The organism is candidate division TA06 bacterium, from assembly GCA_016235665.1.
GTDB lineage: Bacteria > Edwardsbacteria > AC1 > AC1 > EtOH8 > UBA5202.
The window spans coordinates 1-22,987 of sequence record JACRJI010000014.1 but is presented as its reverse complement, the minus strand read 5'-3'; the positions used below and the strand labels follow the sequence as shown (position 1 = coordinate 22,987).

10 protein-coding genes are annotated in these 22,987 nt (G+C 50.1%); 1 reads left to right on the top strand and 9 read right to left on the bottom strand.

Annotation, left to right across the window (positions count from 1 at the left end; translation table 11 throughout):
• Positions 1-99 precede the first annotated feature (99 nt).
• From HZA73_08970 to HZA73_08940, 7 genes are all read right to left on the bottom strand, one after another.
• Positions 100-8,406, bottom strand: a complete 8,307-nt coding sequence (locus HZA73_08970) for a DNRLRE domain-containing protein (GenBank protein MBI5806164.1) — start codon at positions 8,404-8,406, stop codon at positions 100-102.
• A gap of 12 nt (positions 8,407-8,418) precedes the next feature.
• The gene (locus HZA73_08965; GenBank protein ID MBI5806163.1) at positions 8,419-9,345 is read right to left on the bottom strand and encodes a hypothetical protein; all 927 of its coding nucleotides are present in this window, start codon (positions 9,343-9,345) and stop codon (positions 8,419-8,421) included.
• Entirely contained in the window at positions 9,342-9,893 is a 552-nt protein-coding gene (locus HZA73_08960; protein MBI5806162.1) for a hypothetical protein, read from the bottom strand. Before HZA73_08960 ends, HZA73_08965 begins: the two co-directional genes overlap by 4 nt.
• Before the next feature lie 11 nt (positions 9,894-9,904).
• On the bottom strand, positions 9,905-10,861 hold the full coding sequence (locus tag HZA73_08955; protein MBI5806161.1) for a hypothetical protein: 957 nt from the start codon (positions 10,859-10,861) through the stop codon (positions 9,905-9,907).
• A gap of 517 nt (positions 10,862-11,378) precedes the next feature.
• Positions 11,379-11,732, bottom strand: coding sequence for a hypothetical protein (locus tag HZA73_08950; GenBank protein MBI5806160.1), 354 nt, complete (start codon positions 11,730-11,732; stop codon positions 11,379-11,381).
• A 241-nt stretch (positions 11,733-11,973) separates the two neighbouring features.
• A complete protein-coding gene (locus HZA73_08945; GenBank protein ID MBI5806159.1) occupies positions 11,974-13,662 on the bottom strand; it encodes a sigma 54-interacting transcriptional regulator in 1,689 nt (562 codons plus the stop codon).
• Positions 13,652-17,362, bottom strand: coding sequence for a tetratricopeptide repeat protein (locus HZA73_08940; protein MBI5806158.1), 3,711 nt, complete (start codon positions 17,360-17,362; stop codon positions 13,652-13,654). Before HZA73_08940 ends, HZA73_08945 begins: the two co-directional genes overlap by 11 nt.
• Before the next feature lie 415 nt (positions 17,363-17,777).
• On the opposite strand from HZA73_08940, the gene HZA73_08935 reads away from it, so the two are divergent.
• Complete coding sequence (locus tag HZA73_08935) at positions 17,778-20,945, top strand: T9SS type A sorting domain-containing protein (protein ID MBI5806157.1); 3,168 nt, start codon at positions 17,778-17,780, stop codon at positions 20,943-20,945.
• Between the two features lie 104 nt (positions 20,946-21,049).
• Here the strand turns inward: HZA73_08935 and HZA73_08930 are convergent, their stop codons facing one another.
• The gene (locus HZA73_08930; protein MBI5806156.1) at positions 21,050-21,997 is read right to left on the bottom strand and encodes a permease; all 948 of its coding nucleotides are present in this window, start codon (positions 21,995-21,997) and stop codon (positions 21,050-21,052) included.
• Positions 21,998-22,014: 17 nt separating this feature from the next.
• A complete protein-coding gene (locus HZA73_08925) occupies positions 22,015-22,713 on the bottom strand; it encodes a cytochrome C biogenesis protein (protein ID MBI5806155.1) in 699 nt (232 codons plus the stop codon).
• Positions 22,714-22,987: the final 274 nt, after the last annotated feature.

The window sequence follows — 22,987 nt, the reverse complement described above, 5'->3', positions numbered from 1 at the left end:
TGCAAAATGGTGGAAAATGCAAGAGAAATTTTTAACCGGACAATAAAAAGCCCCGATGACAAGTCATCGGGGCTTTCAGGCTTCTTATATACTTAGGATTTACTTAATAATCACCATCTTCTTGGTCTCCATAAAGTCTCCGGTCTGCAGCCTGTAGATATAAACCCCGGAAGATACTTTAAGCCCGCAACCGTCCTTGCCATCCCATTCCACCTGATAAGCCCCGGCCGGTTTGGTTTCCTTGACCAAGGTCTTTACCAACTGGCCCAGGGCATTATAGACTTTAAATGTTACCAAGCCCTGATTTTTGATCTGGTAATTGAAGCTTGTTTTGTGGCTGAAGGGATTGGGGCAGTTCTGGTAGAGTTTATTGATGTAGTTGGGGGTGATACTGGTTATTTCTGCAGACTGGGCCCCGCCGTTTCCGTTGCCCTGGGGATTTTCGTAAATGAGTATCTTGCCGCAAACCGCAATTGGGCCTTTTATTTTTTCTATGGTTAATGTGATCTGCCCGTCTTTATAACTTGCCTCGGGCAAGGGCTTGCCCAAAATCGCTTCTTCGCCGGAAGTTACCTTTATCTCACCCAACGGCAGTTTATTGACGATTGGCTTAAGTTTGATCTCCTGCCCTGTTTCCTGATAAAAGCTCAAAGTGATTTTATACTTCTTGTCAGGATCAAAGTTGTCAAAACTATAAATCAGGGCGGTAGTATCATAATCCACGGTTTTAAAGGGTTCGGTAACGGTGTTTTTGGCCTTGGCTGCCGTGCCGTAAGTTATATACCCATCTCTTTGCACAGTGAATATTGACGGCTCCGCCTGCCCGACATCCAAAGCATAAGTGGGCTCCAATTCCGTGGTGTCGGCCATGAAGGTAAGCCCCCATAACACTTCAGGCTCTATCTCTTCTGCCCAGATACGGTAGGTTTTCGTTCCCTCATTGGTTTGCAGTTTTGTTTCGTGTGGGAAGATCGAAGCGTAATCAGTACAAGAGAGGTTTTCGGACACATCGTAGGTCATCTTGGCAGTAGAATAGGAGGACAAATAAACCTCGTAATCGCTTAATACATCCTCGGTCCAAAGCACGTCGCTGCCGCAAATATATGGCATCATGGAACTGGCCCCGGATGCGCTGACATTGATGGCGGTTTCCCACTTCTGATCAAAGCCCGTACGCTGGTAAATGTCGCCTTCTTCCACCCAAACGGCTGAAGCCACCCCGGAAATGCTGATGCAGGGATTTTGAGCGATACCAGATCCGGAAAGTTTTACAATATTGCCGTAGTTGCCATCCGGTTTTCTTATCCGGTAATAGACCTTATCAGTTCGGTGCCAGCTGATATGGTCATATCCTTTATAGTCGGTGGCAATGGAAGCCGATGCCGGAGTTTGCCAGATAGGGGGATTGATTATCTCAGTATATGAGTCTATCGTCGTATCTTTTTTACCGGCGACATTGTTCACGGCAAACCGGGTATGGTGCAAAGCCCAACCTTTGGCAATATGCGGGGGTATGCCACCGCCGTAAGAGTATTCATAAACTATCGAGACCGTATCGTTTTTGATGGTCATAGCCGGTGGTGAGTACCCTCCTATGTAATCCCAAAGAACACCTTGCATATAAGCCAGGGTTTCGGGCGCGGTCCAGCCAGCGGCAGTCTGACGGCTAAAGAATACACCTCCCCCGGCTATATTATCCCATTGCTTTATCCAGGCCATGGCTGGCATGTTCTTACTGTCAGTTGCAATCGTCGGTAAAGATCCTTTATCCAGGGCAAGAGACGTTGCCCAGGTTTGCCCGTCGTCCGACGACGCCATATAGTACACGCTGTCTATACCGTTATAGCAGACATGCAGCAGGCCATCGCTGGAACGGGCAATTTTACCGGCGTTGTTATATGCTATGGCTTTGTCGGTGACCACCACTGCTATATCGCGGCTCTTTATAGTAAAGCTCTTGTCGCTGATATCGGTGGCTATATTCCCGCTGGAATCGTAGGCCACGATCTTGAACCTACAAGCGTTTGAAGCCACATTATAGGGCACCCGCCAGGAATAGGAATTAAGGTTGCCTGGCACGGTCGCCACAGGACGCCAAAGTGTAACTGCATCAATGGCGGTGGGGTCGTCTTGTGCCATATAATTGGTGGTGTAATATAAGGCATATTCTTTTATGCCTCGGTTATCCGTGCTGGACCAGGTTATATTATATCTCCGTCCTGAATAAAGCACTTCTCCGCCGTTGGGGTATGTGACCGTCACTGTTGGTCCGTCTAAATCGGGCAGGCGTTTGTATTTTACATAATTACCCTCGGTCCATAAAAAGCCCATTTGGGCAGCATCATCGGTCAGAGGCAATGCCGGGTATACTGATATATCCTCGCTGGCGGTAAGACGATAGGTCGGCGACCATGCATTGTCTTTATAGCGGCGGTAGAATATCTGAGGAACGCTTTCTGTTGCAGTTAATTCTTCAGTTGTGACAGTTTTAGACAGAGTTACGCTCACTGTGTTTGTTGTATCTTTGCCGCTGTCTTCCCAGACTATTGACTCCTCACCTTGTGGCAGTTCAGTAAGTTTTGCTATGGCCAATTTGGCGTCAGTTCCGGCAGGCAAGGTTGATGTTTTTTGTACAAAACCGCTTTCACTGTCATCATACCAAAGAATGTGCATGGCACCGCCCTTGTCGTAAGCCACGGTTGGCATTTGGGAACTGCCGGTATTGTTACTTACGTTATATGGGGTGCTCCAGGTAGTGCCGTTATTGGTGATACGGTAAATATCACCACTTTGTTGGTAGGTAAGGGCAAGCTGACCACCAGGATTAACGCCCAAGCAGGGGTATTCCGCTACAAGCCCGGCGGCGCTTATTCTTGTACCAGTATTTAATCCCGTTGAATAATATACTGCCAAAGTATCTCTAATCCAATCTTTATTAATGAACAAACCTTCCAATTCTACATGCTGGTGTTCCCATGTTATTTTGGGAATTACTTGGGTGCCGGAATAAATTGTTGTTATAGATGGATGGGGTATATACAGCAGGGGTAACTTAGGATAACTTAAGTCCGTGCCCGACCCGGAAACTATGGGATTAATTATCTCTATTGGCTGCCATACACCACTTGTTCTTTTTGCATAATATATTTTCACAGTAAAGCTCACCGTATAATTAGGCACCCCAGATACACCATTGTTTTGTACCGTCAAAGTTGTCTCAGCCCAGACGCAATGAATATTTCCCAAAGTATCCGTGGCTATGGCCGGATTGAACATCTTTTTGCCCGTTTTAATTACCTTGCCAAATCCAGAGGTTGTGCCCAAGCTGTCCAGCAACAAACTGTCGTTTTTAATGCGTACCGAGTAAACCGAATTGTTTGAACGCTTTTCGGCTATGGTTGAATTGTTGCCGTTTTTGGGATTCGCAACAGACCACGACAAACCATTGTTGATTGACGAGGCCCAGTATATCTGCGCTCCGTCATAGAACGTTGCATTCAGTTTGTTGTCGCCCCCGCGGAACAACCTACGGGCGTTACTGTAATTTGTATAGCCACTCTTTGGCACGAATACATCAACCGTCGGTGTAAACGGCGTATAAACCAACCTACCGTTATTAATCCAAACACGGGCTATTTTTACATTATACGTGGTCATTGGAGATAGCGTAGTATTTAGATCAAAGTCCGACATCATGCCTGCATCGGGATAATATGCCATCTGCCATGTGCTGTCGGTCGCCTTTTTATAATAGAATGCCACCCCGTCGTAATAGGGATTGCCTATTGCCGCTATTGACTGTGGTATTATTCCTGAGCTATCTTCCTCCCCTTCTTCTATTACGCCGCTTTCCAATGTTTTCATCGTGTCTTTCCACTCAATATAAAAGTGGCCGGGGCCGGGGGTAACAGACAACAGTTGCGGGGCCATGAAATATACCTGAGTCATGTAAATTGTAGAATAATCTGATTTTCCCATTCCATTTACGGCAATGGACCTGTAATAATAATCGTTATTGAAATCAATCTTATCTAAATATTCCCAGTTGTAAGGTTCTTGTTTTGTGGCTATGCATTGCCAGTCGCCACCAACTCCAATTTTCCTCTCGATATCATAATATGTTGTAGTGCCCGTTCCAAATAATCCCCCGCTTACCATGGATTTTATAATCGGCTTATCCTCTTCCGAATTATAATCTAATACCACTGTTGAGATAGCGGGCTTTTCAGGCAGTGCCAGCGTTACTATCGGGTATCTCCATTCATAAGCGGAAATCTGATCGCTACGTTTGGAGCGTACCATAAAATTATAAGTTTGACCGGTAGTAAGGCCGGTTACCAAACAAGAGCCGGTGCCGCCGCTCCCCGGCACGGAGTCTGCCGTTATGGGCGGGACAGTAAAGGTACTGTCGGCCTTGAGTTTCCACCAGACCAGGAACCCATTCTCATCAGAATTATTGTCAGTCCAAGTTAGACGAACGGTGGTTGAGTCCACAACTGAACCATTTGCCAAGATCGGATAAGGAAAATGATTTATCTCTATGTCATCCACGTAGGCCAAAAAGTAACCAGTCTCGGCCGGGTCGCCGTCATCGTAACCAATAAGGATTTGGCTCAAAGTATCGTTCGGATAAATCGAGGGATTAAGGACGGATAGATCGTACACGTAATGCAGCCACTGGCCCTTGGGTACGGCGCGAAAAGCAGGGTTAAGCCTTTGACCATATTGGTCGGTTATGCAAAACCCGTTATAGGAATAATCCTTGATGCTTCCTTTTTTCTTGGTCACCAAATCAAGCCCGATATATCCGCCGCTGCCTGGCGCTTCGGCTACATATATCCAAAATGAGAGATATTTGGCGGCATAACCGGCGTCGGGAGAAAGGGGAATATCCAAGTTATTCATGTATTCCCACCAGGCGTAGCTGTCGCCGGTGTTGTTGTCCTGGCCTTCGATTTTGTACATCTTGTCGCCAGTATGGGGCGGGATATTGTTTTCGGTATCAACCACAGTGGCGGTAAGGGTGGTGATGTTGCCGCTGAACACGTTGTTCTTATGAATAATTCTTTCGCCCGCATCTATGGAAGAATATAACTTATCCCGGTCATACCAATGATTGCGGAATATATTTTTCAATTTCGGTCTTTCTAAGCTATCCCACGTCAAATATATTTGCTCCAAGCCCTCCGGCTGCAAAGAAAGCCCCCACGTCTTACCGGGTACGTTTCTTTGCAATGTACTAAAGATAGTGTTGATATTTTTTGTCATCTCGCATCCGGCTTCGTCGCCGTTGTTGGAATCATAAATGTCCCACAATACCGAAGCCACCGTGCCTTCTATCCTGTCGCTTTTGGTGCTGTCCGGGTTATATTTTATCTGGGCATGCCAGGTGTTAGTTTCAATGTTTTCTACCTTGCTTTGAGTCGAGTCATTCCAATAATATAGATAAGAGGTGCTGTTATTAACCGCACAGGGGGCGAACTCGGCCCAGCCTTCAATAAGGGCCTCTGCTGGCGTAGTCGTGTCGTATGGACAGTGTTTTTTAGGCGCCTGACCGCCTGGGAAAACGCCGTATGCCCCGGTAGTTGGGTTTTTGTAATTATTGTACATTACGGCATGGGCGTATTCATGGAACGGGCTTGAACCGTAAAATCCGGGCTTGGGTGTGCCATCGCTTAGCATTACACAGCGCACTGCTGTTATTTTTATGCGCTGGTCAGTATTATCAACCTCAAAACTGCTTATACTGTCTATGCTGCTGTATTTAAAATAAACATTAATGGGTAAAAGATTTGGATTACAGACAGCCGCCTGTGTTTTAAAATAATCACGTTCTTTGTATATGGCATCGTAAATGTAGCAAGCGGCAAGGTCCTTATTGTTTTCGGGGTATATTTGATCACCGGTGTATTCACTATTTATGGATTTATTATAATAAATACTGCCATCTGATGAATAGATTAAGTCTGCCCTATTTAAAGGTGGTAACCATATCTCCATTGCCGGATTCCCTGTTGTCTGCCCATCAAGTATGTCACATACAGCATTATTTTTTAAAATAAGTTTAAGCCGCAAATTATTTGTACTATTATTCACATTAAAGCCATTAACCAACCCAAAATTAAAATTCCCGTATTCATCGGTTGTTGCCGTATCTAACGGAGTCGTCAAATTAATACTAAGGTCATAAAATTCTATTTTAACTTTTGACAATGGCCTTGTTGAGTCTATGCCATAATTATTGTTCTCATATTTTACAGTCCCGGATACCAGTATCTTGTCAGTTGTCGTAAAACTGTTGACATTGCTCCAAGTTGTCTGCTCGGTCTGGCCGTCGGTGGCCCTTATGCGCCAGTAGTATGCTGTCTTTAAGCTCAGATAGCCGTCATAGGTCCAAAAGCAATTGCCCGAACCCGTCCATTTGTCGCAAACCACACCGGCAAACAATGAATCCGTAGCAATCTGTATTCTGAAATTTACAACGGTATCGCCATCCGGATCGGCCGGGTTGGGGTAATGCCAGTAGAATATAGGTTGCAGTTGAACATCTATATTATTCACAGCCGGTGAGTCTGTAAAACAGGCATATGGCGGCCGGTTGGCTTTTATGTTAACAATGCACTCGTTGTTGTCCTCATCCGTTTCCTGAATATCGCCGTTGACGTCCGCCACCGTCTTTATGACGTTTATGCCCGGCTTAAGGCAATAACGGACGTCAAGACAGGGACTGCTGGTTTGGGCCGGCAAGCCGCCGGGACAACTCCAGGCGTGTATTATCTGGGTATCGGCATATATCGCGTTTGAAAATGAATCAACAATATTCGTATCAAGCCGGTTGTAAACATTGGCGCTTATGTAAACCGAATCCTCAGGGCTGAATATGTTATCGCTGGACACGGCATTGGGCGTGTGGGAAACGATGATAGGCGCTGACCAGCCATCCGGTGTACTATCGCTAACCAGATCGGCTCCGCAGCTATAATCTATTTCTAATTGGGGATCATAAAAATTGGTGTCGGGACCGAAATAATAGCTTTCTTTTGAATAGAATTCATCAATAATAATTTTTCCATCACCATAGCCATCCAACATAAAACCATAATTATGTATGGTACCTTTATACCATTTATTGACTATTGCAGTAACGGACCACGAATATTCTTTGCCAACAACTGTATCGGGTATGATATAAATTGAAGCTGTATCGGTCTTGTAATAATTAGCACCTATTCTATTCCAAGAAATGTTCGTATCGCACCAATCAACGGAGAGAGGATATACGGTTATCTTATGCGGTGTATTTGAGTATATATTTAGTCCGTACCGGCTAATAAAGTTCAACCGCAGAGTGGCCTTCCTTATTACTACATCTGCGGGTATTGCACTAATATCATATTTTATTACGGAACGGGCAAGATAGGTATTGCCTCCGGTAAACCACGACGAATCTACCCCTACGTACAAATAATAACTATAGGCAGGTTGTACAATATCCGGCGAACCCTCATAAATGGCAGCGTCCGCAACCGGATAATATTTCTCAATGGCGCTCTTTATGGAGAATGTATCAATAATCGAACTTTTAGTTTTAAGGTTTTCCGGGATTATAACCAATATTTTTACCGATCCGTCATTTTCCACAATATATTTGCTGATGCACTGTGCAATTGCTTTAGCGCTGTCTTTTAAAAACATGCCGAATGGACGAATATATTTTTGGGTTCCCTTTTCATTATCCCTTATAATGACATTCCCATTGGTTTCATACGAATCCTTAACTGGCTCGCCGTTGGGTTTAAACAACCCCATCCCTTTGGATAAATAAAGTTCGTATTCCAATTGCCCGCCTTTTGCGATTTGGGACATAAATTTATCGTTAACTTGCAAACCAAAACAGACCTTGTCGGGGGCTACACAATAAATTTCGGAAGCATTGCTAAAAACATCCTTATAAACCAGTTGATTTTGTATTGCTGATGTCGTTGCAGTTTTATTCCTTTCCGTTTTAACTATATCCTTCCCGCTGGTGGTGCTATATCCTTTTAATTCCAACCGTATACTTTCATCACCATCGGCAACTGCCATCTGGTCTGCGTTCCAATAGGCTTTGATAGTGTTTTTAATAGATTGGTAATTCCAGGCACCTTTGGTGTTGGTCTGTATAGCGGTACTTACATCCTGCCAGTTCCCTGTTTCATCTTGATAATGGCTGGATGATGCTGAAATAACTGCTGTTTTTATGCCATGCCCACGGTCGTAGTATTTCACATTGCGTCCGCGCTGTTCTTTTATTTCGTTTTTAGCGACTTTCGGCTTAAGTTGTCTTTCATTTATATTTAAAGCAAACGCATTGCATAAAGACAGTGTCAATATAGCGACAAAGCATATAGAAATAAGTCTTTTCATTCTATCTCCTTTTTACCATATATTAAGTTTTATCTTGCCCTGTTCATCGAAATTAATATCCAACCCCCGTTCGATTGTATCTTTTTCACCATAAATAAAATTAAACCATGTATGCAGGCCATTCTCTTTGTTGGGCATTACAACCAGCTCCGAAGTAAATATACCCTCTTTCCCCTTTACAAAAGGCAATTGCGCCAATGTATCAATATTAATAAAACATTTCATATCTGATGTTTTATATACTTCTACTTTCGGCTGTTCCTTCTTTCTTGTCACTAACTTTATCTTAAGCTTGGATTTCTTCCCCCACTCAGGTAATGGCGACAGGTAAAAATCATATCTCAATATATTCCCGCCGCCCCGGATAGACTTCAGTATCCCCTTCTTGCTTTGTATATACTTTATACCGTCCTTCAAATACCCGCTCAATATTTCTTCCTTCTTCCTTTCCTGCTCTTCCGAAAGGTCATGCACCGGCTGGCCGTAAATATTATAGCCCGACACCTGCCAGGGGCCCAATAGCTTATTAAGCTCGGCGCTGGTCCCGGCAAAGCTGCTTTTACCCTTGTCGTTTATTCCAATAAACACCCCCCCATTGGCGATGGAAACCGTAAGCAATGAGCTGCCGTAAAAATAGGGCCGGATCCTGAACTCGGCCCGGTATACTCCGCCTTCTTTTATATCGCGCCATACGGGTAGAGAATCACCGGGCAAGTCGGTCTGTATTCCCGGGCTGTTAATTTTCAATGGCAACGAGTCGGCGGTGGGCCGGCCTTCGCACACCACCTTTATCTTCAATGTGCACCATTGGTCAAGTTTTGGTTTCTTGCTGAACTTGGCTTCCCTTAGCTCGTAAGGCGATCTAAAGGTGCCGTGGGCTGCATTGTTTAGCAACGCCAACGCCAGGGCTATTATTATGCATTGGGTTTTAAGCTTCATGTGTTACCCCTTTTGTACATGCGCCCTTCGCTTTCCCAATAGGCTTGCTCGGGTGCTACCTGATAAAATTCGGAAGCATTGCTGAATAAATCCTTAAAAACCAGGCGGTTTTGCTTTGCCAAAGACCTTGCAGTTTTATCCCTTGCTGTCTTAACGATATCCTTCCCGTTATTGGCGCCATATCCTTTTAATTCCAACAGTATTCTTTCATCACCATCGGCAACTGCCATCTGATCTGTGTTCCAATAGGCTTTTATGGTATTATTAATTGACCGGTAATTCCAGGTGCCTTTGGTATTGCCAACTATTTTGGTATTTATTTCCAGCCACTTGCCAGATTCGTCTTGGTAATGGCTCGATGAACCTGATAAAACCACCGTTTTTAAACCCTGTCCACGGTCGTAATATTTCACAATGCGACCACGTTTGGGCACTAATTCATTCTGAGCACTCAAGGGCTTTAAATGGCTGTCGTTTATTCCCGAAGCCATAACATTTACAGCTATCACTAGAATGAATGCTGTTATACATGATAATTGCTGCTTCATTTCAGGTTCCCTTATTCTAAAGGTTTTAAAATTCCTTTTTCATCAAAATATATATCAAAGCCCCTTACGGTTGAGTCAGATTGATTATATACAAACTTGAACCAAGCATGTTGCCCGCTTGCTTTAATTGGTTTAATTTTAAACTCCAATATAAATACAGCATTATCCGAATATTTTAGCGGAGGTATCGTATCATTTATCAAAAATAATTTCCAATCAAACCGTTTATATACTTCAACTTTCGGCGGTTCATTCCTTCTTGTCACCAATTTTATCTTGAGCTTAGATTTCTTGCCCCACTCCGGTAATGGCGACAGATAAAAATCATATCTCAATATGTTTCCGCCGCCCCTGATTGACTTCAATATCCCCTTCTTGCTTTTAATAAATTTAACATTTTTATAGTAATCAGACCCATATAGATTCCCGTCCATAGTATCCACCGATAACAGCTTCCTTTGTCTGGCTGTCTGGCTGGGTGAATATTCCCTTATAGTCAGCGGCCCATCCATGGTTATAACTTCTCTTTCAATCTCCGGCTTACCAAGCTTGGCCCCCAACTCGGCGCTGCCACCCGCAAAAGTGCATTTGCCTTTATCATTTATACCTATGTTAATATCCCCATCAAAGCTTTCCATCCCCAATTTGCACCAACCGTAAAAATACGGCCGTATCCTGATCTTCACAATCTTTTCGGAGTCTTTCCTGATGTCATACCATTTTGGCATTTGTTCGTTAGGCTGGTCGGTCTGTATGCCCCATATTATAAACTTAAGCGGCAACGAATCAATCATATAATCGCCATCGCACACCAATTTGAACGATACATCGCACCATTCGTCCAATTTAGGCTTTTTGCTGAATTTTACATCCCGCAGCTTATAGGGGTTTTTGAACTCTGACGAGTGGGCAACACTTACCAGTCCTAGTATCAGGGCTATTAGTATGCATTTAGTTTTATGATTCATGAATTGTCTTCCTTACCATATACATTGGTTAACTATTTGGTATATTTATTGTTGTGAAATCTAAATGCTGTCGTTGTCCGGCTAAACACACCCGTTACCTACCGCAACGATATCGTTCATCGTTCAAACGCTATCGTTATTTATGTATTCCTTATCGTTCCCTATTTGAACGCTTGCGTTCATTTCAAGAACACTTGCGTTTGATATTCATTCTTATATGTCTTGCCGTAAAACGCACTCGTTAAGAACCTGCACCTTATCGTTCTCTACAAACACACTGTTGTTCTATGTTGCCCCGCCTGCGTTCACTTTATGAACGCACCCGTTTAAGACCCGTTCTATTGCTTTTTTAAATTTTCACTACAGTGGTTTATAAGCAGGCAGGCTTGATTTTCATCTGAACTTCCCGTTGTTACATATAAGCTGTACCTAAACATTGATCGTCAAGCCTGCCTGCCATTCCTCCTATCTAACCTAACCCTTTCTCCCCTCCCTCGAGAGAAGGGCCGGGGTTGAGTTACGCCTTCTTAGCCCTGGGCCCCTTATGCGGCCTTAGCATCCTGGGGGTTATTCCAAAGTCCTGCAACTTTTCGGATGTCTTGCCGTATTGGCCTTCCAAAACGGAGATCCACCGGGCTATCTCTTTTTGCAGTTCTTTTTTAACTGCGCTCAAGTCATCGGTGGATTGGTGCAGGTCGCCTTTGAGCTTTTCCTGCAGGGCGTTGGCGGCCACGAATTTGTCCGAAAGTTTTTGCAGTTCGGCAGCCCTTAGGTCCCACTTGGCTATCTCGGTCTTGTTGATCTCGCCGCCTTTTACCAGGCCTTCGGCGGTCCCCTGAAAGTCCGCAGTGGATTGGGGTCGCTTGCGCATGGCTTTCTCCTCCTATTGATGTTTATGGTTTTGTTTACCCCTTGTTTTAGGGGTTATATCAATAAGAGTCCTTTACAGGCAACCCGGTTCCGGGATTTAAACGCAAAAAGCCCCAATGTCTATCCCTTTTTACCGGAGACATTAAGGCTTTATATTATTTTCAACGTTCTCACCACCCCAATATTTATAATTTTGTTAGGGTCGGGACTTCACGCAGTAGTTGTCTAGTGTATTGACGATATCACTTTATATTAAGATTGTCAATACTTTTTTGCTTTTTTGCCGGAATAACCTGCCTGTCCTTCTTCAGCCCGTGCCTCTTCATTATCCGGTAGATCTGCTGCCGAGTCACCCCCAGCTGCAGGGCTACAGCTGTGATGTCACCGTTGTTCAGGGACAGGGCCTGGATTACCATCCTATTCTCTATCTCCGCTTTGGCGCCGTTAAGCCCGGACGGCAGATTGGGTTCATAATATGCCGGCTCCAGTTCCAGGTGTGATGGCGCTATTTCCCGGCCGTCGCACATGATCACCGCCCGTTCAATCTTATGCTCCAGCTCTCTTACGTTTCCCGGCCAGCCGTAGCTCATCAATGCCGCTTTGGCGGCGGAATTTAAACCGGCAATGTGTTTCCGGTGCTTGGCCGAATATTTTTCCAGAAAAAATCCGGCCAGCAGCAGGGCATCGCTATCCCGCTCCCGCATCGGCGGCAGGTGGATGGTGATTACGTTGAGCCGGTAAAAGAGATCCTTCCGGAACCGGCCGTTTCGAATGTCCTGCTCCAGGTCCCGGCTGGTGGCGGCGATGATCCGCAGGTCCACTTTGATGGTATCCTTTCCTCCGATGTGCTCCACCACCCCTTCCTGGATCACCCGCAGCAGCTTGGTCTGGAGGGCGGTGGGCATCTCCCCGATCTCGTCCAGAAAAACCGTTCCTCCGTCTGCCATCTCAAATTTTCCCTGCCTGCGGGCAAAGGCCCCGGTAAAGGCCCCCTTCTCGTAGCCGAACAGCTCCGACTCCAGCAGGTTTTCCGGGATGGAGCCGCAGTCTATGACTATGAACGGTTTGTTCTTCCGCAGGCTCAGATGATGGACGGCCCGGGCCACCAGGGTTTTTCCAGTGCCCGATTCCCCCAGCAACAACAGATTCACCTCGGATCCGGACACCCGCCGCACCAGGGAAAAAACCTTCTCCATAGCCGGACACTGCCCCAGCAGCTCTCCCCGGTCCTCCAATTGTTTCTGAAGCGAAACGTTCTCTCTTTCCAGCTGCTCCCGTTTTTCCCGCTCCAGCCGGCTGATGTTCTCCACCAGTTCGGCGTTCTCAATGGCGATGGCGGCCTGGGCCGCCAGGGCGGCAAAAAGGTCCAGATCCTGGGGGGAAAAGCTCTCGTGGATCTGCTGGCTGTCGACATAGATCACTCCCAGCATTTTTCTTTTGTCGGCCTGGCCGGAAAAAAGCGGCACACACATGCATGACCGCAGTTTGAGATCGGCGATGGAGGCCGACTGGCTGTAATTGGCGTCCTGGGAGGCATCCTTGACCCAGAGAGGCTGGCCGCTGTCTATTACCTGCTGGGTGATGGTATGGCTGATCTGGAAATCCTCCCCCTCCCAGTTTTGGCTTTTCTGGTTCCTGATCACTCTGAATTTCAGGATCTCCCCTTCGTACAGCATCAGGAATCCCCGTTCGGCCCGGGTCAGGGCAAGCACCGAATCCATGGTCACATTTAGCAGCTGGTCGAGATTTAAGACCCGGCTCAGGCGGCGGGAGGCCTCCAATAACAGGCTGAGCCTTTCCTTGCCCTGGTCCGGATCGAGCAGCGAGGATATATTCTTTTGCCCTTCCAGAACCTGGGCGATGGCGGCCAGATCAAGTTCCGCCTCCACCACCAGGTTCTCGGCGCTTTGCACTCTCTGATTAACCGGCATGGCTGGCTGCCTCCTGACGGAAAAGTTTGATGTCCTTGAACATCTGTCGCCGGCGGGGGGCGAAGATGTACGAGGATTTTAGCTCCGGCTGGCTGATATTGGCCAGAGCCTGCTTGAACCAGAACAGAATTTTTTTATAATGTTCCAGGGCCAGATCATGGCGCTTGTGCCGGACGTAGTGTCTGGCCATGGCCGAGAAAATGGGCCAGGCCGTTTCGGCGGTGTTGACCTTATTGGCTATCTCCAGCGACCATTCCATGTACTTGAGGCCGCTTTTGCCTCTCTCCTCCAGCAGTTCGCCTTTCAGCAGCAGGATATCGGCCACCAACTGCTGTTCCTCCACCCTTTGGGCCAGGCTCAGGGATTTGTCGGCCAAAACTTCGGCCTGGTCCAGCTCTCCCAGCTCGCGGTGCAGGTCGGCCAGGTTCTTCAGGATAAAGGCCTCTCCGGCTTTGATGTCCAGCCCGGCAAAGATCTCCCTGGCCCGGGAAAGGTCGTCCTTGGCCTTGTCCCATTGCTGGCGCATCTGGCTGATGCGTCCCGAAATGTTCAGGGCCCGCCCCATCTCCAGGCGGCCGCCCAGTTCTTCGGCCATGCCCAGCGATTTTTGGCAGAACAAACTGCCGTCCTCCAGACTCCCCAGAGCCAGGTAAAACTCCGCCTTGCGGATATAGGCGTCCAGCAGGATGTTCTTGGCTCCGATGGTGACGGCCAGTTGGATGGCCCGGTTATAACTCCACAAGGCCCGGTCCCATTCCCCCTTGGCTTTGTGGATCAATCCGATATTGACCAGCGAGGCGGCCGTCTCAACGCCCGATCCGATCCGCTCCATTGTCTGCAGACCTTTGTTGTGGTACTCCAGGGCCTGGTCCCAGTCATATAGATGCCGGGAGATCAGGGCCAGATTATTGTAGGATTTGGCCAGGCCGCTGATGTCGCCGATCTTTTCCCGCAGGGCGAAACTCTTCTGGTGGGACTCCGCCGCCCGGTCCCAGTCGTACATCCGGTAATAAACCAGCCCCAGGTTGTTGTGGCTGTTGGCGATCCCGTACAGGCTGCCCTCCCGCTCCTTGATCTCCAAGCTCTTCCGGTGCACCGAAAGGGCCTGGCTCCATTCGGCCAAATGCCAGTAGGCCTGCCCCAGCGTGTTGAAAATCTCGGCCTCCACCGAAGGCTTGCAGTTTTGAGGAAGTAATTTTAAGGCTTCCTGGCAGTATTTTTCCGCGGTCCGGTATTCTCCACGGCTGATGCAGGTCACGGCTATGGCCCCCATCAGGCGGGCGGACAATTGGGGATCGTTGCCAGAAATTGACAATCCCAGCCGCAGGTATTCTATGGAGGATTCATAATTTCCCAGCCGTTCCTGGCACCGCCCCAGGTTATAATAGCTTTCCGGCGTCGGCCCTTTGGCCTGGTGCAGGCTTTGGGCGGCCTCAAAGGCTTTTTGGAATTCCCCCGAAACATAGTAAAGCTTCTGCAGTTTTTCCAGCACCGGAGCATCCTGCCGGGATGGAGACAGCTCTATGGCCTGGCGGTAATGTTCTATGGCCTGCTGCTTGGAAAATTCCGCCAGGCCGTCTCCGGCCAAAAGATGGAATTTCCTGGCTTTACCCGGCTCCCCGGCTTCTTCCCAATGGCGGGACAAAGCGGACAATTCCTGCAGAGAATGATTTTCCTGCTGTTCCAGTATCCGGGCGGCGGCCCGGTGCAGCCGGGACAGCAATTCCGGAGGGGCGGAACGGCAGATTTCGCTTGTTATTTTGGAGTGATGCAACCCGTAAAGTGGCTCGCCTTTTTCCTCCCGTAAAACTGCCAGCAGGCTTTGGCTCTTAAGGTAGAGCAGATCTTTTCCGGTCTGGCAAATATCCTGTTCTGTCATGACGGAGATTTGGCGGGCGGTGGCCGGGCGCCCCATCACCGCCAGGGATTGGATCAGCAGCAACTGGTCTGAAGAAAGTTTTCCCAGCTTAACTTTAAAGGTCTTGTCCAAATCGTCGGGCAGGCTCAGCCGGCCATCCGCCGGCCCGGATATCAGCCAATGCCCGTGGCGCCGCTGTATAACCCCCGAGTCCAATAGGTACCGCACCGCTTCTTCTATCAGCAGGGGGTTCCCCCCGGTTTCGGAATGTATCCTGGAAATCAGCGGCCCGGGGTTTTGGATCCCGGGGAAAATATTCCGGATGAGTTCGGATACCTCAGGCAAGCTCAATCGTTTTAAGAATAATTGCTCTGCCAGGTTTTCGGCGATCAGGGACTCAATAGCCGCCGGCAGATGGTGCCCCGGAGCCAGGTCGTCGTTCCTGAAGCTGCCCGCCACCAGAATGGAGGAACGGGAGATGTTGCGCATCAGGTGGCTGATGGCCTCCAGGCTTTCCCGGTCTATCCAGTGGATGCTTTCCAGCATGATGACCGTTGCCCGGGAGGGGCCAGCCTCCAGGGTTTTGATGATGAATCCGGCCACGGCATCCAGAAGCCGCAGCTTCTGCTCCGGAGCCGGCAAGGCGGCCGGAACCGGGAGGCTGCTGACCTCGGGCAGTGACCTGAAACCCGGAGCGATCTCAGCCAATTTGGGGCCGAACTCTGAGAGGGCCTGGGGACAAAAGTTCTGGGCCAAAGGCAGAACTTGGGTCAACAGCTGGGCCGCCAGGTCATAGGCAGCGGTATCTGGCTGATAACAGCGGGCCCACAGCACCTGGCACTCCAAAAGCTGGACCTCCAGGGAGAATTCGGTCAGCAGTTTGGTGCGCCCGATGCCGGTCTCGCCGGAAATGAAAACGGTGGAGCCCTGGCCGGAAATGGCATTCTGGGCAGCCTGGCGCAGTTCGGCCATTTCTTTATCCCTGCCCACCAGACGGCTGTTGAAAACAAAAGGCGGGGGGAGGAAATCGGGCGATACGCCGGGGCTTTGCTTGATGATCCTGGCCAGCTCCGCCGCCACCTCGCCGGCGCCGGCCGGCCGATCATTGGGATCTTTGCTCAGAAGTTTTAGGATCAATGATTGAAGCCGTTCGGATAGGACGGCATTGTATAACTGGGGCGGCTGAGGCGGCTGATAGAGATGTTTTTTGACCAGTTCTCTCAGCGAGGAGGCCTCAAATGGCAGGACCCCGGTGAATATCTGATACATCAGCACTCCCAGCGAATACAGGTCCGCCCGGCCATCCGGAGACTGACCGGAGATGACCTCCGGAGAAATGTAGAAAGGAGTGCCTGATATCTTCAGGGGAAAACAAGCGCCGCTCTGGGCCAGCCCGAAGTCCAGCAGCTTTACGGCGTCCTTCCCGTCCAGCAGAAGATTGGACGGTTTTAAATCAAGATGAACGATGTTCCGGGAATGGATGTATTCCAGGGCGTGGCACAAGTCGATCAGCTTGCGTCCCTTTTCTTCCAGGGACAGGTCCCGGCTGCGGCACAGGATGTCCGGGCCCGACACATATTCCATCACATAAAGACATTCGCCCTGGAAATTTTCGTAACCATGTACCGCAGCCAGATTGGGATGTCTGAGTTCCGCCAAAAGGCGGAACTCCTGGCAGACCAGATCAATATTAATGAAATCTTTTAAGAAAAGCTTCAGGGCCACAGTTTGGCCCCCGGCCAGGTCAACGGCTTTATATACCTGGCTGGTGGAACCTTCTCCCAGAAATTCCAACACCTGATATTTTGTGCCGACCTTTTGATCTTTAAGTAATTTATTCATTGTAACAATATGATACGTTCATTATTTCAGTTTAACATAAATAATTTTGATTTGCAAGAAATATTTTAAATAAATTAAAGTATTATTGCTTCTTTTCCCATCATTTTGCTTTTAATCACACAGCTATAATTCGACTGTATCTTTTATTTACAATATATAATTTTTATATAACTCATTTTATTTGTTTTATTTGCAATCTGTTATTAATAAAATAACCAGATATATATTTATTATCGTATCATATTGATACATCCAAATAACAGTAAAAGTCTTTTATGATATTTTGACCTTACACGTAACATGTTGCAACGCAAGTTATTATATAGTTAATTATACAAATGGCACATATCTTGCATTATGATATATTTGAATTCCAAAAATGACCTGTAATCAAACATAAAGAAAGGCTTGGAAAATGAAACGGTTAAGTTTACTGGTTCTGGCTTTGGTCCTACTGGCCGGGGGCGCCCTGGCCCAGACCACCATTTTCTCTGATGACATGACCAATTTCCCCACCGGCTGGACTCTTTCCCCAACCACCGGATGGGTAAAATCGACCACCAGCTACAATAGCGCTTCGTACAGCGCCCGTTGCGACGAAGTCAACCCCTATGCCGCCAGCCAGAACAATTATATGACCAGGACAGTAAACCTTTCCGGATACACCAGCGCCACCCTAAAATTCTACATCTGGCAATACACCGAAACGAGCTACGATTATATATATTTGCAGTACTACAGCGGCACCGCCTGGACCACGGCCTGGTCCCGGTCCGGCAGCTACCAGACCTGGGCCCAGCAGACTGTGACCATCCCGGTCACGGCCACCCAAGTCCGGTTCTGGTTCATGAGCGATGCCAGCGTCCAGAACACCGGGGTTTATATCGACGACGTGGTACTGACCGGCACCGCCAGCACGGTAATCCAGAACGATGCTGGGTCCGGCGCCGATGCCGGGAATACTTTTACAGCTGCTCTTTCGGTAAGCCCTGGTTCTTGGACCGGCTGCTACCTAAGCAGCACCGACACCACCGACTATTACAAGTTCAGCGTTACCGCCGGCCAGTTAATCAAAGTTAAGATCACCCCGGGAGCCAGCCTGGATTTTGACCTTTACCTTTTCAACCCCTCCCAGGTCCAGAAGGGCTCCAGCACCGCCGGGGCAGGCCTGGCCGATTCGGTGGTATTCACTGCTGACGCCACCGGTTACTGGTATGCCAAGGGCAAATACTATTCCGGGACGGCCGGAAATTACGGTTTGACCATCTCGGTCACCGGAGGAACCACGCCGGTTCCGGCCCTGGCCGTCAGCATGAGCTCCTGGACCCCGGCCGCCGCCGGTGGAACCAGTTCAGCCGTAACCGTCACCAACAGCGGCTCAACCGATGTCATATCCTACACAGTGACCGATGATGCCACCTGGCTGACCACCTCGGCCGCCAGCGGCAGCACCCCGGGATCGTTCACCATGACCGCCGCGGCCAACACCGGCGCGGCCCGTTCGGCCACGGTGACCGTCACCGCCACCGCCCCGGCCGGAACCACCGGCTCGCCCAAGACCATCACCGTCAGCCAGGCGGCAGCCTCCACCGGCGGCGCCGAATGGACCATCATGGTCTACCTGAACGCCGACAACAACCTGGAACCCGACGGCATAGCCGACTTTTTGGAGATGGCCGCCGCCTCGTACAGTTCGGGCAAGATCAACGTCATCGTCCAGATGGACCGCTCCTCCAGCTATGACACCCAGTACGAAAACTGGACCACCTGCAAGCGCTTTAAGATCACCAACGGCATGACCCCCACTGCGGCCAACCAGATCTCGGACCTGGGCGAGGTGGACATGGGCAGCCCAACCACTTTGGTAAACTTCGCCACCTGGGCCATCCAGAACTACCCGGCCAACCGTTACTCACTGGTGATGTGGGACCACGGCGACGGCTGGTACAAGAAAGACGGCGAGACAGCGGTTATCAAGGGCTTCTCCAATGACGATTCCCACGGTTCGGTGATCGGCATCGCCAACGGCGAGTTCGCCGGGGCCATGGCCCAGATCAAGACCGCCCTGGGCCGGAACCTGGACCACATCGGCTGGGACGCCTGCCTGATGGGCATGTGGGAAGTGCTGGACATCTCACGCAACTACGCCAACGTGGCCAACGTCTCCGAGGAGACCGAGGGCTCAGCCGGCTGGTATTACACCACCTGGCTCAACACCCTTAACACCACACCCACCACCAGCGCCATTGACATGGGCAAGGCCATCATCAACGGCACCTCCGGACAGTCCACCCTGTCGGTGGTGGACCTGACCCAGATAGCGGCCCTCAACACCTCGGTCAACACCTTTGCCAACGAGCTGATGGCCGCCCGGGGCGCGGGCCTGAGCGCTTCTATCACCACCGCGCTGACCAACACCCAGAAATTCTCCACCAGCTATTTCAGCTACCATATAGATCTTTCGGACTTCGCCGCCAAGGTCAAGGCCGCCATCACCACCAGGCCCACCCTGACCGCCGCCTGCGACGGCATCATCAGCGGGGTAACCAATGCGGTAAAGCTTTACAAGAACTCCACCACCTATGCCAGCGCCCGGGGCATCGCCATCTTCCACAACTCGACCACCTCCAACTACGATGCCACCTATGACAACCTGCCCATCTGCGCCGCCACCACCTGGGAGGAGTACCTTAAGGGCGGGACCAGCGGCGGGACCACCGCCCCCAATTACACCAAGGCCTCGGCCACTTACGGCTGGGACGCCTCGGCCACCACGGCCAGCGGCCTGACCGGTGACGACCAAGCGGTGGCGGTCAACATCGGCTTTGCCTTCAATTTCTACGGGACCAGCTATACTGCGGTCAACATCTGCTCCAACGGGTTTTTAAACTTCGGCACCAGTTCCACCGCCTACACCCCGGCCGCCATCCCCAACACCGCGGCCCCCAACGCGCTGATCGCCGGGGTTTGGAGGGACCTCAACGTCTCCGGCGGCGGCACCATCACCTACTATTCCTCGGCCACCAAGTTCGTGGTATCCTTCAATGCGGTCAAGAACTACGCCAACACCAGCACCCAGACCTTCCAGATGATCCTGACCCCAGACGGCAAGATCAAGCTCCAGTGGGGCAGCATCACCACCGCCGAGACCTACGTGGCCGGAGTGGAGAACCAGGCCGGCACCCTGGGACTGGGCACCACCGCCGCCTTGAATTCCGCCGTTCTTTACACCCCGCCGGCCTCCTGGAGCACCAGCGACTACGATGTGGCACAGGATGCGCGCTTTGCCGCGCCGGTGCTTCCCCTGATTACAGCCCTATCCCAGAACTCCCCCAACCCGGTCCGCTGCAAGACCCAGATCTCCTATCAGCTGGAGAATTCCGGGGAGGTGTCGCTAAAGATCTACAACTTCAACGGGCAATTGGTGCGGACCCTGGTCAACTGCTACCAGAAATCCGGCCAGCAGCAGGTGATCTGGGATGCCAAAGACGAGGCCGGAAGAAAGGTCTCCGAGGGAGTGTATATCTACAAGTTGTCATCCGGTAATTTCAGCCAGGCCAGAAAAATGGTGCTGGTAAAATAGAACAGGATAAATAGCAATAAAAAACGGGCCCGTTGACGGCCCGTTTTTTATTTTGTGAATTGCCCCCCTTTCTGACACTTACAGCTTATGGCTGGCAGCTGAGTTCAGATTAGGGCGTTGAAGATGTACCCGGTGATGATGATCCCGATGGTCAGTATCCCGAAGAATATCACCAGCAGCGGAATTTTCAGCACCTTTCTTAAGATGACCATCTCCGGGAACGAGGCCCCGATCACCGCCATCATGAAGGCCAGGGCCGTCCCCAGGGCCAGACCCTTGTCCAGCAGGGCTTTAACAACCGGAACCATCCCGGCGGCGTTGGAATAAAGCGGGATGCCGATCAGCACCGCCAGCGGCACCGCAAAGAAGTTGCCCTTGCCGGCGTACTTGGCCAGAAAGTCCTGGGGCACGAAGCCGTGGATCACCCCGCCCACCGCTATTCCGATCAGCACGTAGGGCCACACTTTTTTCAGGATGTCCAGCATGTAGTCTTTGGAATATATTACCCGGTATTTAAAGGTCCAGGACTCCTCCGGGGCCGCCCCCACCTTGGTCTGGTAAACGAATCCCTCCACCCACTTCTCCAGCTTAAGCCGGCCGATAATATAACCGGCGGTGACGGCGATCACCAGTCCGCTGCCGATGTAGAGCAGGGCTATCTTGTACCCGAACATGCCCCACAGCATCACCAGGGCTATCTCGTTGATCATGGGCGAGGAGATCAGAAAGGAGAAGGTGACCCCCAGCGGCACCCCGGCCTCCACCAGGCCGATGAACAGCGGCACCGCCGAGCAGGAGCAGAACGGTGTGATGATGCCGAACAGGGCCGCCAGTATGTTCCCGATGAAGGTCCGCTTGTGACTAAGTATCTTCCTGGTCTTCTCCGGCGGCAGCCAGGTCCGGACCATGGTGATCAGAAATATTATCACCGCCAGCAGGAACAGCACCTTGACGCTGTCGTAGATGAAAAAGTGCAGGGCCTTGGTAAAGTGGGCTTCCGGGGCCATCCCCAGCCAGTTAAAGACCAGCCGGTTGACAAAATTCTGCCACATGTATCTTGTGCCTTTTTTTAAGCAGTTAGTATCATATAAACCCCGCCCAGGATCACCAGTATTCCACAGACGATCTTGACGATGGCCGTACCCTTGGATCTCTCGCTCCAGTTCAGGTAATGCTGGATGACCTCGGTAAAGGTCCCGGCCAGCACCAGCACCGAACAGTGCCCCAGGCCGTATGCCATCAGGAGCCCGGCCCCGTAAAGCGGGTTGGTGGAGGCGGTGCGGAAGGCCACCGCCAGCATCGGGGCCATGTAGGCAAAAGTGCAGGGGCCCAAGGCTATCCCAAAGATCAGGCCCAGGATCAAAGCGGCCAGCAAGCCTTTTCTTTTGTACCCCGAGGCATTGGCCCCGGCCCAGGGCATGGGGATCAGGCCGATCAGGTGCAGTCCCACCAGGAAGAAGATGATGGCCACAAAATAATTGCCCCACCGTCCGATGTCGCCCAGCATCCGCCCCAGAGCGGCGGTGACCCCGCCGATGACCGCGATGGTAAGCAGTATCCCCAGCCCGAACAGCAGGGAGATGCTGAAGGCCCGTTTGGTGGAGATCCGGCCCTGTTCGTCCACAAAGCCCACGATTAGGGGGATGCTGGCCAGATGGCAGGGGCTGAGGATGATGCTGAGGATGCCCCAGATGAAAGAAGCGGCAAGGGCGATGGCGGGCGCCCCCTCCACTGCGTGGGATAATTTAATGAAGATGTGTTCCATTATTTTTTAAATACTTATCTTATCCAATTAGCTCCGTTTAGTTCCGTAAACTGGTTGAACACCCGGGGCAAGACCCGGTATGTCGCGTTAAAACGATCAGTGAGCATCGCAGTTGATGGCGGTTAAAAGCTTGTCTGCATGTTTGAGGGCTTGGCCAAAGCCCGAGTTCAGACAAGCCCGTCAGCAACGAGAAGCACAGCGCGGGCACGCTGAAGCTTTAGCGTAAGCGTGGCCCGGAGAGTTTTAAGCGACGAGCTTTTTCTTTTGGTTCTTTTCT